Annotated in this window: 11 protein-coding genes; 6 read left to right on the forward strand and 5 right to left on the reverse strand. The window is 30.8% G+C overall.

Annotation, left to right across the window (positions count from 1 at the left end; all coding sequences use genetic code 11):
* Positions 1-238 precede the first annotated feature (238 nt).
* Positions 239-952, forward strand: coding sequence for a hypothetical protein (locus RYK99_RS07950; RefSeq protein ID WP_314991616.1), 714 nt, complete (start codon positions 239-241; stop codon positions 950-952).
* 157 nt (positions 953-1,109) lie between these two features.
* Here the strand turns inward: RYK99_RS07950 and RYK99_RS07955 are convergent, their stop codons facing one another.
* Together RYK99_RS07955 and RYK99_RS07960 are read right to left on the reverse strand one after the other, a co-directional pair.
* Positions 1,110-1,535 carry an HIT family protein gene (locus RYK99_RS07955; RefSeq protein WP_314991618.1) on the reverse strand — a complete coding sequence of 142 codons (426 nt, stop codon included), beginning with the start codon at positions 1,533-1,535 and terminating at the stop codon, positions 1,110-1,112.
* A gap of 13 nt (positions 1,536-1,548) precedes the next feature.
* Positions 1,549-2,373 carry a purine-nucleoside phosphorylase gene (locus RYK99_RS07960; RefSeq protein ID WP_314991620.1) on the reverse strand — a complete coding sequence of 275 codons (825 nt, stop codon included), beginning with the start codon at positions 2,371-2,373 and terminating at the stop codon, positions 1,549-1,551.
* A 342-nt stretch (positions 2,374-2,715) separates the two neighbouring features.
* On the opposite strand from RYK99_RS07960, the gene RYK99_RS07965 reads away from it, so the two are divergent.
* The 5 genes from RYK99_RS07965 to RYK99_RS07985 all read left to right on the forward strand — a co-directional run bounded on the left by RYK99_RS07965 (position 2,716) and on the right by RYK99_RS07985 (position 9,225).
* Positions 2,716-3,831, forward strand: a complete 1,116-nt coding sequence (locus RYK99_RS07965) for a BMP family ABC transporter substrate-binding protein (protein WP_314991622.1) — start codon at positions 2,716-2,718, stop codon at positions 3,829-3,831.
* A 483-nt stretch (positions 3,832-4,314) separates the two neighbouring features.
* The gene (locus RYK99_RS07970; RefSeq protein WP_314991624.1) at positions 4,315-5,421 is read left to right on the forward strand and encodes a BMP family ABC transporter substrate-binding protein; all 1,107 of its coding nucleotides are present in this window, start codon (positions 4,315-4,317) and stop codon (positions 5,419-5,421) included.
* A gap of 294 nt (positions 5,422-5,715) precedes the next feature.
* Positions 5,716-7,227: an ABC transporter ATP-binding protein gene (locus RYK99_RS07975; RefSeq protein ID WP_314991626.1), complete on the forward strand. Its 1,512-nt coding sequence runs from the start codon at positions 5,716-5,718 to the stop codon at positions 7,225-7,227.
* A 12-nt stretch (positions 7,228-7,239) separates the two neighbouring features.
* Positions 7,240-8,304: an ABC transporter permease gene (locus tag RYK99_RS07980; RefSeq protein WP_048801994.1), complete on the forward strand. Its 1,065-nt coding sequence runs from the start codon at positions 7,240-7,242 to the stop codon at positions 8,302-8,304.
* Positions 8,305-9,225: an ABC transporter permease gene (locus RYK99_RS07985; RefSeq protein WP_003144629.1), complete on the forward strand. Its 921-nt coding sequence runs from the start codon at positions 8,305-8,307 to the stop codon at positions 9,223-9,225.
* A 99-nt stretch (positions 9,226-9,324) separates the two neighbouring features.
* Here the strand turns inward: RYK99_RS07985 and RYK99_RS07990 are convergent, their stop codons facing one another.
* The 3 genes from RYK99_RS07990 to RYK99_RS08000 form a co-directional block, all read right to left on the reverse strand.
* A complete protein-coding gene (locus tag RYK99_RS07990; protein ID WP_314991629.1) occupies positions 9,325-10,269 on the reverse strand; it encodes a hypothetical protein in 945 nt (314 codons plus the stop codon).
* A gap of 132 nt (positions 10,270-10,401) precedes the next feature.
* Positions 10,402-11,388 carry a cell surface protein gene (locus RYK99_RS07995; RefSeq protein WP_314991631.1) on the reverse strand — a complete coding sequence of 329 codons (987 nt, stop codon included), beginning with the start codon at positions 11,386-11,388 and terminating at the stop codon, positions 10,402-10,404.
* 474 nt (positions 11,389-11,862) lie between these two features.
* On the reverse strand, positions 11,863-12,333 hold the full coding sequence (locus RYK99_RS08000; protein ID WP_314991632.1) for a GNAT family N-acetyltransferase: 471 nt from the start codon (positions 12,331-12,333) through the stop codon (positions 11,863-11,865).
* Between the last annotated feature and the right edge of the window lie 251 nt (positions 12,334-12,584).

A 12,584-nucleotide genomic window follows, 5' to 3' on the forward strand; every position in this document is an offset into this window, starting at 1 on the left:
TATTAGATATCTAAAAAGCTTTTATAAAGCGAATTTAGATATCAATAAACCACTGTGTCTATGAGTTTTCATAAACACTTTGTTAAAATTTAGGACTTTTGGGTCAGCACCTTCTATTATTTTTCAAAACAAACAGAATAAATAATAATCTATAAAAATAAAAAACCTTTAAATCCTTTACATTATTCGATTTTTTTGATAAAATCAATACTGATAAGAAATTAGGAGGAATTCAAACATGGGTAAAATTTTTAAGGGTGCTTTATTAGGAGCAGTGAGTGCATTAGGAGCTTATTATTATAAAAATCCTAAAGAATTAGAAAAACACAAAGAATTACTAAAAGAAAATACTAAAAATGGTATTGAGAAATTAACTGCTATTATTAACGAAAAAACTCAAGAATTAGAAGCTCAAGCACAAGAAGAAAAAGATATTGCTAAAGAAAAATTAGAAGAACTAACAGCAACTGAAGAAGCTGAAAAAGTGGAAGAAAACTTTGTTCAACTTGGTGCTAAAGCTGAAGAAGTAAAAGAAGCTGTAGTAGCAGAAACTACTGAGAAAGTAGAAGAAGTAAAAGAAGCATCAGAGCCTGTAGTGGAAAAAGTACAAGAAGTAGCAGAACCAGTAGTAGAAGCAACACAAGAAGTAACAGAACCTGTTGTAGAAAAAACACAAGATGCGGTTGAAGAAGTGAAAGAATATTTTTCACACGTTACTGAGCCTACTTTTACGAAAGTAGAAGGGTTAGCAGAAGAAGCTAAAGAAACAGTTGAAACTCACTATGAAGAAAAAGTAGAACCTACATTTGAACAAATTCACGAAACAGTAGCTCCTGTAATTGAAAAAGCAGAAGAAGTAAAAGAAGAAGCTGAAGAATTTGTTGAAGAAAAACCAAAAACTACTTTAGACTCAATCGTTTCTTTATTTGCATCAAAAGAAGGAAGAAAATAATATAAAAATACGAGAACTGAGAATTTATCTCAGTCTCGTATTTTTTATGTAAAGAATAAAAAAAACTAGGTAAATTCATTATTGCTTACCATTCAAAAAGTTAGACGCTTTGGTCTAATTTTTTCGGTTACATATAAATCACCTAGTTTTTCTTGTATTATAGTCTGTCAGCTATAGCTTTTCTAATTTCTTCAAATTCTGCTGGTTCAACTTTTTGTGGTGGCCATTTAACTTCTAAGTTATCGAAGTTTGTATCTTTGTCTTTGTATCTTGGTACAATGTGGAAGTGTAGGTGGAATACACTTTGTCCAGCATATTCTTCATTGTTTTGGAAGATATTAACACCATCGCATCCATATGCTTCTTTTACAGCATTAGCAATTTTTGGAAGAACTCGACCTATATTAGCTGCTGTTTCTGGATCACAGTCGAAGATGTTTCTACTATGTTTTTTAGGTATTACTAATGTATGTCCTTTTGTTATAGGGAATACATCTAAAAAGCTGTATACATGTTCATCTTCATATACTTTGTAACTTGGGATTTCTCCATCAATGATTTTTTCGAAAATAGTTTTTTCCATAATTTTACTCCTTCTATTTTAAGTTTTCTAATGTTTCTATTAAAAGATTTTTCAGGTTTATACTAATTTTTTGTGCAGTTTTTAATACATGCTCATGGTCGTGTTTTTTCTCTTGTATTCCTGTTGCCATGTTAGTAGCACAAGCTAAAACAGCAACTGGAAGTGATGCGTGGTTTGCAGCGATTACTTCTGGAACTGTAGACATTCCTACAAGATCACATCCCATTGTTTTGAATGCACGAATTTCAGCACGTGTTTCAAAGTAAGGACCTTGGAAGAATCCATAAACACCTGTGTGTAAAGTAATATCTAATTTTTTAGCAGAATTGTGTAAGTTTTCTACTAGATATGGGTCGAATGGTGTAGTCATATCAACGAATCTTTCACCTAGACGGGGATCGTTTTCTCCCATTAGAGGGTTTTTACTCACTAGTGAAATAAAGTCGTCAAGACATACAATATCACCTTCAGTAAAGTCTGTGTTAATAGCACCACATGCGTTAGTGATGAATAATCCTTTTACTCCTAAAAATTTAACAACATATGTCATAAAAGCAACATCTTTCATGCTATATCCTTCATAAAAGTGAAGGCGACCGTTTAATACTAGTACGTTTTTACCAGAGATTTTACCAAAAGTTAGTTTATTAGCATGTCCTTTAACTCGGTTAGCGTGTTTATTTCCTGGGAAAAGTGGAATAGCCTCATAACCAAGTTCTTGTTGATCTTCAAGTTCAAGTGTAATACCACTTCCTAAAACTACTGCATAGTCAATAGGTTCCCCAAAATATTTCTTTATGTAGTTTGCAGTTTCTACAATATTTTCATAATATGTCATAATATAAATCCTCCTGAAAATGCTTTATTAAAAATATTATAGCATAAAACATTCAGAAAATATATAATTTCTAATCTATTTATTATTAACGTTTACAATTTTAGAGATTAATTTCAAAGCAGAGTAATAGTTGATAGGATGAATTATATAGATTATATATGATAAAAGTAGTATTCTAGTTAAATCGAAAAAAAGAAAGTACTGAATTATTAGGAATCATAGTATTTTTTAGAAATCTATTTAATGCTATTTACAATTTATTCAAATTTGTAAAAAAATAGTTGCAAACGCTTTAAAAATATTGTATTATAAACTTAGTACATAAAATTTTAGGAGGAAATTATGAAAAAATTACGTACTATATTTGCAATTTTAGTTGCATTATCATTAATTGTTGTTGGTTGTTCTTCAAAGAGTGCTAAGAATGATACGAAATCTGATGGGAAGAATGCCTATAAGATTGGTGTTGTAACTGGTGAAGGTGGAGCAAAAGATAAGAGTTTTAACCAAGCTAACGTAGAGGCAATTCAAGCGTGGACGAAAGCTAATGGTGCGAAAGAGCCTGTTGTTTTAGAAACGAAAACTCAATCGGATATAACTTCTAATTTACAAAATGCTGCAAAAGTGTCTGATATTATTTCTTTAGCAGGTTTTGAATTTGAAAAAGAAATTCCAAAAGTAGCGGAACAATATAAAGATAAAAAATTCATGTTTGTTGATACTTTTGTTGATGCTCCAAATATTGCTTCTTTAATCTTTAAAGAACAAGAAGCTGGTTATTTAGCAGGATTTGCAGCGGCGTTACAATCTAAAACGGGGAAAGTTGGATTTATCGGAGGAACAAAAACTCCACCGGTAGAGCGATTTGGTATTGGGTTTGTACATGGTGCTAAAGCAGCTAAAAGTGATATTAAAGTAATGTACAATTACAGTGGAACTTTTTCAGATACAAACAAAGGTAAAACTTTAGCAGCTACTATGTATGACTCAGGAGCAGATGTAATTTTTGTTGCTGCTGGGAATACAGGTAACGGTGTAATTTCAGAAGCTAAAGAACGTGGAATAATTGATATGTCTAAGAGTGGAGAAATTAAGCACTGGGTTGTTGGTGTGGATAAAGATCAATATGAAGAAGGTATTTTTAAAGGGAAAGATAAAGATGGAAAAGAATATCAAAAATCTGCTATCTTAACTTCTGCTGTTAAAAATATTGAAGTAGCTGTAACAAAAATCTTAAATGAAATCAAAGAAGGTAAGTTCACTAAAGGTGAACACATTTTTGGTATTAAAGAAAATGGTGTAGGTATTCCAAAAGAAAATCCTAACTTAAGCGAAGAGGCAAAAACAAAAATCGCTAGTGCTATTGAAGAACTAAAATCAGGGAAAGTTGAAGTAGCAGCTACTGGAGATGAATTAAAAGCAAAAGGTTTAGGTACTAATTTAGAAGGTGAACTATAATTCAATTCTCTAAAATTATTGATAAAATTATAAACACACGGTTATTTTATGTAAAATCTCTATAAAACTAAATTTTGTTTTATAGAGATTTATTTTTTTATTGTTAATAACGTGTAGTAATTCTTCAATATTATAACACGTTAATTTAAAGTTCGTGAAATATAACTTAATTAAATCTTTGTTTTTGTAACATTTATAGAGTTTTATAGATAATGTGTAATATCTTTGGAAGTAGTATAATTCGGAAAAATGAAAACGATATTAATGTTTTGAAAATGCTTTACTTTTTTATACTTGATGTGTGGAAAAGTAATAGAATAGGAAAATTAGTTTTTTAAAATGTCAATATAACAACTTTTTATACTCTAAAAACGAACATTATAAGAAAATCTTAACATTTAATAAATAATTTCTTGATGTTTTCAAGATAATGTGGTATTATTTAGGTATAAACAATATACAAATAAAGGAGACTTTTTATTTATGAAAAAGGTATTTTCGTTAATAGCAGTTGTTTTATCAGCAGCATTAATTATTGTTGGATGTTCTTCTAAATCATCTAACGGAAATTCATCTTCTAGCAACTCTGGATTAAAAATCGGTGTTGTAACTGACGAAGGTGGAGCAAAAGATAAAAGTTTCAACCAAAGTAACGTTGAGACAGTAAAAGCTTGGGCTGAAAAAAATGGTGGAAAAGCACTAAACCCAATCGAAACTAAAAACCAAAGTGATATTGCAGCAAACTTACAAAATGCAGCAAAAGCTTCTGACGTAATTTCATTAGCTGGTTTCTACTTTGAAAAAGAATTACCAAAAGTTGCAGATTCATTTGCAGATAAAAAATTCATCTTCATCGATGGTGTAGTTCAAAACAAAAACGTAGAATCAGTTACATTCTCAGAACACGAAGCAGGATACTTAGCAGGATATGCAGCAGCTTTACAATCAAAAACTGGTAAAGTTGGATACATTGGTGGAGCTAAAATCCCAGCAGTAGTTAAATTTGGTGTTGGATTCGTTCAAGGTGCTAAAGCGGCTAAAAAAGATATCAAAGTTGTCTACAACTATAGTGGTTCATTCAACGACACTAACAAAGGTAAAACTTTAGCAGCAACTATGTACGATGCTGGAGCTGATGTTATCTTCGTAGCAGCTGGTGGTACTGGAAGTGGATCTATTAAAGAAGCTCAAGAAAGAGCAACTAAAGATCTTAAAGAAAGCGGAGAAGTTAAACACTGGATCGTTGGTGTAGATAAAGACCAATATTCTGAAGGTGTATTCAAAGCTAAAGATAAAGATGGAAAAGATGTTGAAAAATCAGTTATCTTAACTTCAGCTGTTAAACGTATCGACGTTGCAGTATCTAACATCTTAGACGCTATTAAAGCAGGAAAATTTGAAGGTGGAAAAGCTAAAGTCTTCACAATTAAAGAAGATGGAGTTGGACTTCCAGCAGAAAACCCTAACTTAAGCGATGATATCAAAGCTAAAATTAAAACAGTTGTTGAAGATCTAAAATCTGGTAAAGCAACAGTTGCAGCTGATGCTGCTGGTGTAGCTGATAAAGCTAATATCGACGGAGAACTTTAATTTTAAGAAGTTTGTATTTCAAAAGACCTAGCATTTGCTAGGTCTTTTTTTGTAGGGAATTATTATATTTCTTAAATAGTATTAAAAAATTTATATTATAATAGAATTTATAATAGTTAGAAAATCTATATTATATGATAAAATGATAAAACGAATACACCATGATAATTAATTATTTTATAATAACTGAAATAATGGAAAATATATGAAAAAAATCTATTAAAAAGCTATACTAGTTTGTCAAAATATATTATAATATATATATGTAAGAATTTATAAAAGAGAGGTAAAGATATGTACGCTATAGAAATGCTAAACATAACTAAAAAGTTTGGCGACTTCTACGCAAATAAAGATATCACTATTCAGGTAAAGAACAATGAAATTCATGCTTTACTTGGTGAAAATGGTGCAGGGAAATCTACGTTGATGTCGGTTCTTTTTGGTATGTACCATCAAGAAGCCGGTGTTATTAAATTGAATGGTAAAGAAGTTGATATTAAAGATCCTAAGCATGCTAACCAACTTGGGATAGGGATGGTGCATCAGCACTTCAAACTTATTAAAAACTTCACTGTTGCTGAGAATATTATTTTAGGTATGGAAGAAGTTAAAGGTGGAAAAATTGATTTAGAAAGTGCTGCAGTAAAAATTAAAGATTTATCTAGAAAATATGGTTTAGAAGTTGACCCTAAAGCATTAGTTGGAGATATTAGTGTTGGGATGCAACAAAGGGTTGAAATTTTAAAAATGTTATATAGAGATGCTAACATTTTAATTTTTGACGAACCTACTGCAGTTTTAACTCCTGCTGAAATTAAAGAATTTTTAGCTATTCTTAAAAATCTACAAGCAGAAGGAAAAACTATTTTATTAATTACTCACAAACTTAACGAAATTATGGCTGTAGCTAACCGTTGTAGTATTATTCGTCGTGGTGAGTACTATGGAACTGTAGAAATAGCAGAAACAACAAAAGAAAAACTAGCTAGTCTTATGATTGGTAAAGACTTAGAAATAATTAAATATGAGCGTTCAAGAGATGGTAAGAAAAATATTCTTGAAGTTTCAGGTGTTTATGCTGACACTGCTGAGAAGAAAGATATTCTACATGACTTCAACTTAAATGTACGTGAACGTGAAATTCTTGGTATTGCGGGAGTTGACGGGAATGGTCAACAACAATTTGTAGAAGTACTAAATGCTTTACTTAAAGAAACAAAAGGAAAAATTATTTTTGACGGAAAAGAGATTAATTCATTATCAACAGCAAAACGTAAAGAGCTTGGACTTGAAATTATTGCGGAAGATAGGCATAAAGATGGTCTTGTATTAGATTTCAGTGTTGAAGAAAACTCAGTTCTAGAAAACTATTATACAGAAAAATTCTCTAAACGTGGATTCTTGAAAAAGAATATTATTTCAAAATTTGCTAAAGAAATTTGTGAAAAATATGATGTACGTAAAGCCGGAGATGAAAAAATTTCTGCACGTAGTATGAGTGGTGGTAACCAACAAAAACTTATTATTGGACGTGCTTTAGAATTAGATCCAAAATTATTAGTAACAACTCAACCTACACGTGGTCTTGATGTTGGAGCTATTAACGGTATCCACAAAATGTTAATTAATTATCGTGATAAAGGTAATGGAGTTCTTCTAATCTCATTTGACTTAGATGAAATCTTAACTTTATCTGATAGAATTGCAGTTATTCACAATGGTAATATCATTGATGTTGTGGATAATGATGAAAATGTAACAAAAGAACAACTTGGTCTGCTTATGGCAGGGGTTAAGAAGTAGAGAGGAGAACGTATGTTAAAGAAAGTTTTAACTAATGCGGTGCTACCGATATTAGCTTCATTTATTATTGGAGCAATTCTTATTTCAGCGATAGGGGCAGCACCAGGAGATGTGTTTGGAGTAATCGGAGATATTTTTTCAGACTCAAACAGTATAGCTGAAATTTTTGTATCAACAATTCCGCTTATTTGTACTGGATTATCTGTTGCATTTGCATTTAGAACAGGTTTATTCAACATTGGGGCAGAAGGTCAATTTATTATGGGTGGTCTTTTCGCTGGACTTGTTGCGATTAAAATGGAAGGTATGAACTTCTATTTAGTGTTAATTACTAGTATTCTAGTTGGTGTTGTAGTAGGTGGTCTTTGGGCAGCTATTGCAGGTTACTTAAAAGCTAGATTTAATATTAGTGAAGTAGTTGTAACAATCATGTTAAACTACACAGCTTTATATTTCGTACAGTTTGCTGTACCTAAATATATTAAAGGGACTAACGATATTATTTCTAAACCTATCGTTTCAGCTGATGGAACAGGATACTTACAAAATAGTTTAGTTGAAGGTATTTTCAACAACTATCGTTTAGGAACTGATTTATTCTTAGCTATTTTTAGTGTTATTATTTTCTATATCGTTATGGAAAAAACAGTATTCGGTTATGAATTACGTTCTGTAGGATTTAACCCGAATGCATCAAAATTCGTAGGTATGAAAGTTAATAGAAACACAGTGTTATCTATGGCTATTTCAGGGGCTTTCGCTGGTCTAGGTGGAGCACTTTATAACATGGGACCTGTAGGACAAGTAGTAGCAGGTTCAACATTCCAAGGATTTGGATACATGGGAATCGCGGTTGCATTAATCGGTGCTAACACAGCTGTTGGATCACTATTAGGTGCATTATTATTCGGATTCCTAGGAGTATTAACTCCACAATTGTCATTCATCGGTATTCCAAAAGATATCGCGAATATTTTAATTGGTTTAATCGTATTATTCGTTGCAGCTAAAGCTATCTTTGATAACAAGTTGCTTGATAAATTATTTAGTAGTAAGAAACAGAAAGGAGATAAATAGATGGATACAGTATTATCACTATTAGACTCAATGTTACAATATACTGCACCAATTCTTATAGCTGCCATCGGTGGTTTCTATTCAGAAAAAAGTGGGGTTGTTAACATTGCCCTTGATGGTTTCGTAATCTTTGGATCATTCATCGCATCACTATTAGCGTTATCAGTGTTTGATGGATCTCCAACATTATTCCAATTAGTAATTTGTTTAGTTGTTGCAACACTTGCAGGTGGTTTAATGTCATTAATCCACGCATATATCAGTATTAACTTAAAAGCTGATCAAGTTATCTCGGGTACGGCGATTAACTTAATTACACCAGCTATAGCATTATTCTTAGTTAACCACTTTAATGGTACATATGAATTATTATTAGCAAGTGGTTTCCCAAGATATACAGTATTTGGTAAATTTACAATTTATCCAACAGTATTTATAGCTGTAATCTTAGTAATTGTAACATATTATGTAATTTATAAACGTCCATTCGGATTACGTTTACGTTCTGTTGGGGAAAACCCACAAGCCAGTGATTCACTTGGATTAAACGTATTTAAATATCGTTACATTGGGGTATTTATTTCAGGATGTCTAGCAGGATTAGCTGGAGCTATCATTGCAACTACATTCTCACAAGGATTCAACGCAGCAATCACAGTATACGGATTCGGATACTTAGCATTAGCAGCATTAATCTTCGGTAAATATAACCCAATTACAATCACACTAGCTTCGTTATTCTTCGGAGGAACTAAAGTATTCGCTGAGAAAGTTTCTATCTTAGCACCAGATTTACCAATTCCGGTATCATTCTGGAACATGTTCCCATTCGTAGCTACAATCATTGCACTTATCGTATTTTCTAAGAAAACTTCTACTCCAGAAGCACTTGGTATTCCATACGATAAAGGTTTAAGATAATATAATTAGTAGTCTTTGAAACTCTTAAGTTTCAAGGACTACTTTTTAAATTTGTATAAAAAGATACCTCAACCAAAATTTTGATTGAGGTGATTTGAGTTATTTGGCTTTGATTCTAGCCATTTCTTCTCGATAAATTGATTGATTCTTCTCATTAAAGAAACCGCTACTAGCCCCAGCTCCAACATAAATATTAGAACCGAATTTAGTCCATTCTTTAACTGACTTTATTTTATTGGTAGGTAGACCGTTAGGATAAACATGAACGGTTTGTCCACCGCCACCAAACATAGGATTATCTCCTTGGCGACTGAATGAATAAACTATAGCGGGTTGAGAAGATGTTCCAAGGTCTTTTGTGTCTATAGTTTTGCTAATCCACCATTTTCCAGACCATTTTTCTGGAACGTCTACAATGAAGTACTCATTTTCATAATGAGTAGAAGTCATTTTTACGGATTGTTCACCAATATTCACTGAAGTATCTTCTTTTCTTTTTTCTATCTCTTTTTCTTTTTTACCTAATTCACTTATGCGTTCTTCATATTTCTTCACAAGTTTTTCTATTTCAGTTTGTTTTTCTTGAGCTTCTTTTTCTGTTTCGAAAGTATAGTCTTTTTCTTTTTCTATTATTTTTGTTAACTCATCTAATTTTGACTTACTGTCATTAATTTTATTATTGTCAGAAGTACTGCTAATATCTGAAATAGTATATTTCTTTAGAGTATTATCATAGTCATTGTGGAAATAAGTACGCATTGTATTTATACTATTTTTAAACTCATCTTGAACTTTTGAATCTTTATTAGAACTTAAATTGTATTTTGATTGTTCATCAAGAGTATCTTTTAATAACTCTAGACGTTTATTTCTATCATTTTCATCATTGAATTTTTTTGTAAGTTCATGTAGAGCAGTTAGTTTTTCAGCAGACACAGTTTCGACTTGTTTCTTTTGATAAAGAGTGTATCCAAAAAAACAAATAACTAACGCAACTATTATGGAAATAATAGAAATTATAGTTTTGTTATTTTTTTTATTCATAAAATTCTCCTTTCATTTTCTACATAATTAATTATAAAATAATAGCAAAGTCACGTCAATAGAAGAAGGGAGTAGTTTAACTTAGAAAAAAACTTCCCAATATCAAAAAATGATAATTGAGAAGTTTTAGAATTAAAATTCTACGTATATATTTGTTTGAGCATTTACGATACGAACTAAGTGTGGATTTTCATAGACGATAACTGCACTAGGACCTTTTTGTACACCATGAACAACATATCTGTTTCCTTGATCTTCTATAGTTAAATTAGGATTCTCAGTTACTTTTGGAGCCCATTGTGAATAATATTTTTTAGCTAAAGCATATCCGTCTTCGGCAGGATTTTCAGTTTTAGCAACTGGATTTGCTCCTGCTGTTGGATGTTTTTCATTATATCTAGCGATAGCATCTCTTATTTGTTCATTTGAGAAGTTAGCAACAGGACCACCAAGTTCCTCAGAAAGAAGTTTACCAATTATAGTTTCTGAACCTCCATCATTGTAGACTCCTCGTTTTAATTCTCCATAAGTAATTGGAGCTTGTTGTAATCCAACTCTAGGTATATTTTCATTGTCAGAAATTGATGAACTAGAGTTTGAACTACTGTTGTCAGATTTAGTTTCTCCCTTTCCTTCACTCAATTTTGCTTTTAAAGCACTATGTTTAAATTTGTATTTATCTAATATTTTGTTGATATCATCAGACTTGGCTTCTTTAATTTCTTTTAAAGCTTTTTCGTAATTAGTGATATCTTCTTTTAACCATTCGATAGCTTTATCAAAAGAGTTATCAGTAGTAAGTGAATCCACTTTTTCTAAAGATTTTTTAGCGGCATCAACGTCTTTATTATCTAAACTTGAATCAGCATTTTTTAATTCTTTAGCGATTTTTATTTCAGTTTTAATATTTTTAAAAGCTTCTTGTCCTTTATCATTGTCTAAAGTTTCTAATCCTGCAAGTCCTCCTTTGAAGTCATGGCTATCGTTTATTAGAGCTAGGTATTTAGCATGTTCTTCTTTAATAGAACTGTTACTAGAACCAAAGAAATAATAAAGACCACTGGCAAGTAATAAAAGAACAATAATGCTAGACAATATAGCTATAAGTTTTTTATTCATATAAAGTGTTTCTCCTTTTTTAGGTTGATTGTATAAGTGGCTATTATGACACTCCACTTAATTATATTCCTAATAAAAATCTTTGTAAACATTTTTTGTAGAAGATATAGATTATTTTATTTGAAGTTTTAGATATGAGAAAATCCCGCCAATAATTTTTGGTGGGGTTAAACTTGTTAATATTCTATGTATAATTTATAAAAGTCAGCTATATCAAGTATTTTTGACTTTTAAAATCTATTTTCATTCAATAGAGGAAGAATCACTCCTGAGTAGTTGATATTATAGGAAGTATCGACTTTATTTTTTGTATTGGTATGGGAAACGGCAGGGTATAAATTTTGTATTTATCCTGTATTTAGTTTTCAAAAGTAGACTATATTAAGTTTTTTGGGGAATATACTACTTTTATTTTTACTCATCGAGCTTTTAGATACTAAAATATTTTTTTATAAATAAAATATTATTGAAGTATTATTTCCCTAAATATTTAATATATATTTGACATGGATTCCATTCGTCCCATAAGGTAGGGAAACATTCTAATTCTTTATAACCCATTGCGATATAGAATTCATTAGTAATATCATATTCTTTGTAGTGTCCCATTTTTACAGTTTTTACCTGCGAGTAGGAATATCCAAGATTTTTTGCCATATTTTCGAATTCTGTATTTAGTTTTGTTCCAATTCCCATTCTATGAAATTTTTTCTTTATACCCATTACAAAAATATCTGCAGTATCCTTACTTGTTGCGTTTAATACGATAAAACCTGCAACATCATTATCCGCATAGCAAGCCAAAAAGGGTTTATCTTGTGAATCTTTAATATACTCTTCTGTACTTTCAGGTAGACCAAACCATTCGGGAAGGTCGTAAAGGACCTCTTTAGATATTATTTCTTTTTCTTTCTTGTCTATTATTTCTTTAATTATTAAATCCATATTATTTTCTCCTTAAAATTATAATTCCATATGATTATAACATAGTTAATAAGTATCACACAAGAGTCACAGGAAATTGAAAATGTTGCTATTTTGATAAAATTTGTTGTTGAATGTGTTATTCTCGATTATCTATTTTTATATTTATATTTTAGTGTAGATAAGGTAAGAATAATAAAAAGACCCCATCGAAAATGGTACTGCACCCAAAAAGTTGGACAAAATATTAAGTTATTTTGGTTTAGTATTTT

The organism is uncultured Gemella sp., assembly GCF_963537375.1.
Lineage (GTDB): Bacteria > Bacillota > Bacilli > Staphylococcales > Gemellaceae > Gemella.

Bases quoted from the DNA above. Each gene is read 5' to 3' on its own strand.
- RYK99_RS07970 (WP_314991624.1), top strand. From the start codon at position 4,315: ATGAAAAAGGTATTTTCGTTAATAGCAGTTGTTTTATCAGCAGCATTA.
- RYK99_RS07995 (WP_314991631.1), bottom strand. From the start codon at position 11,388: ATGAATAAAAAACTTATAGCTATATTGTCTAGCATTATTGTTCTTTTA.
- RYK99_RS08000 (WP_314991632.1), bottom strand. From the start codon at position 12,333: ATGGATTTAATAATTAAAGAAATAATAGACAAGAAAGAAAAAGAAATA.
- RYK99_RS07990 (WP_314991629.1), bottom strand. From the start codon at position 10,269: ATGAATAAAAAAAATAACAAAACTATAATTTCTATTATTTCCATAATA.
- RYK99_RS07980 (WP_048801994.1), top strand. From the start codon at position 7,240: ATGTTAAAGAAAGTTTTAACTAATGCGGTGCTACCGATATTAGCTTCA.
- RYK99_RS07985 (WP_003144629.1), top strand. From the start codon at position 8,305: ATGGATACAGTATTATCACTATTAGACTCAATGTTACAATATACTGCA.
- RYK99_RS07950 (WP_314991616.1), top strand. From the start codon at position 239: ATGGGTAAAATTTTTAAGGGTGCTTTATTAGGAGCAGTGAGTGCATTA.
- RYK99_RS07955 (WP_314991618.1), bottom strand. From the start codon at position 1,535: ATGGAAAAAACTATTTTCGAAAAAATCATTGATGGAGAAATCCCAAGT.
- RYK99_RS07975 (WP_314991626.1), top strand. From the start codon at position 5,716: ATGTACGCTATAGAAATGCTAAACATAACTAAAAAGTTTGGCGACTTC.
- RYK99_RS07965 (WP_314991622.1), top strand. From the start codon at position 2,716: ATGAAAAAATTACGTACTATATTTGCAATTTTAGTTGCATTATCATTA.
- RYK99_RS07960 (WP_314991620.1), bottom strand. From the start codon at position 2,373: ATGACATATTATGAAAATATTGTAGAAACTGCAAACTACATAAAGAAA.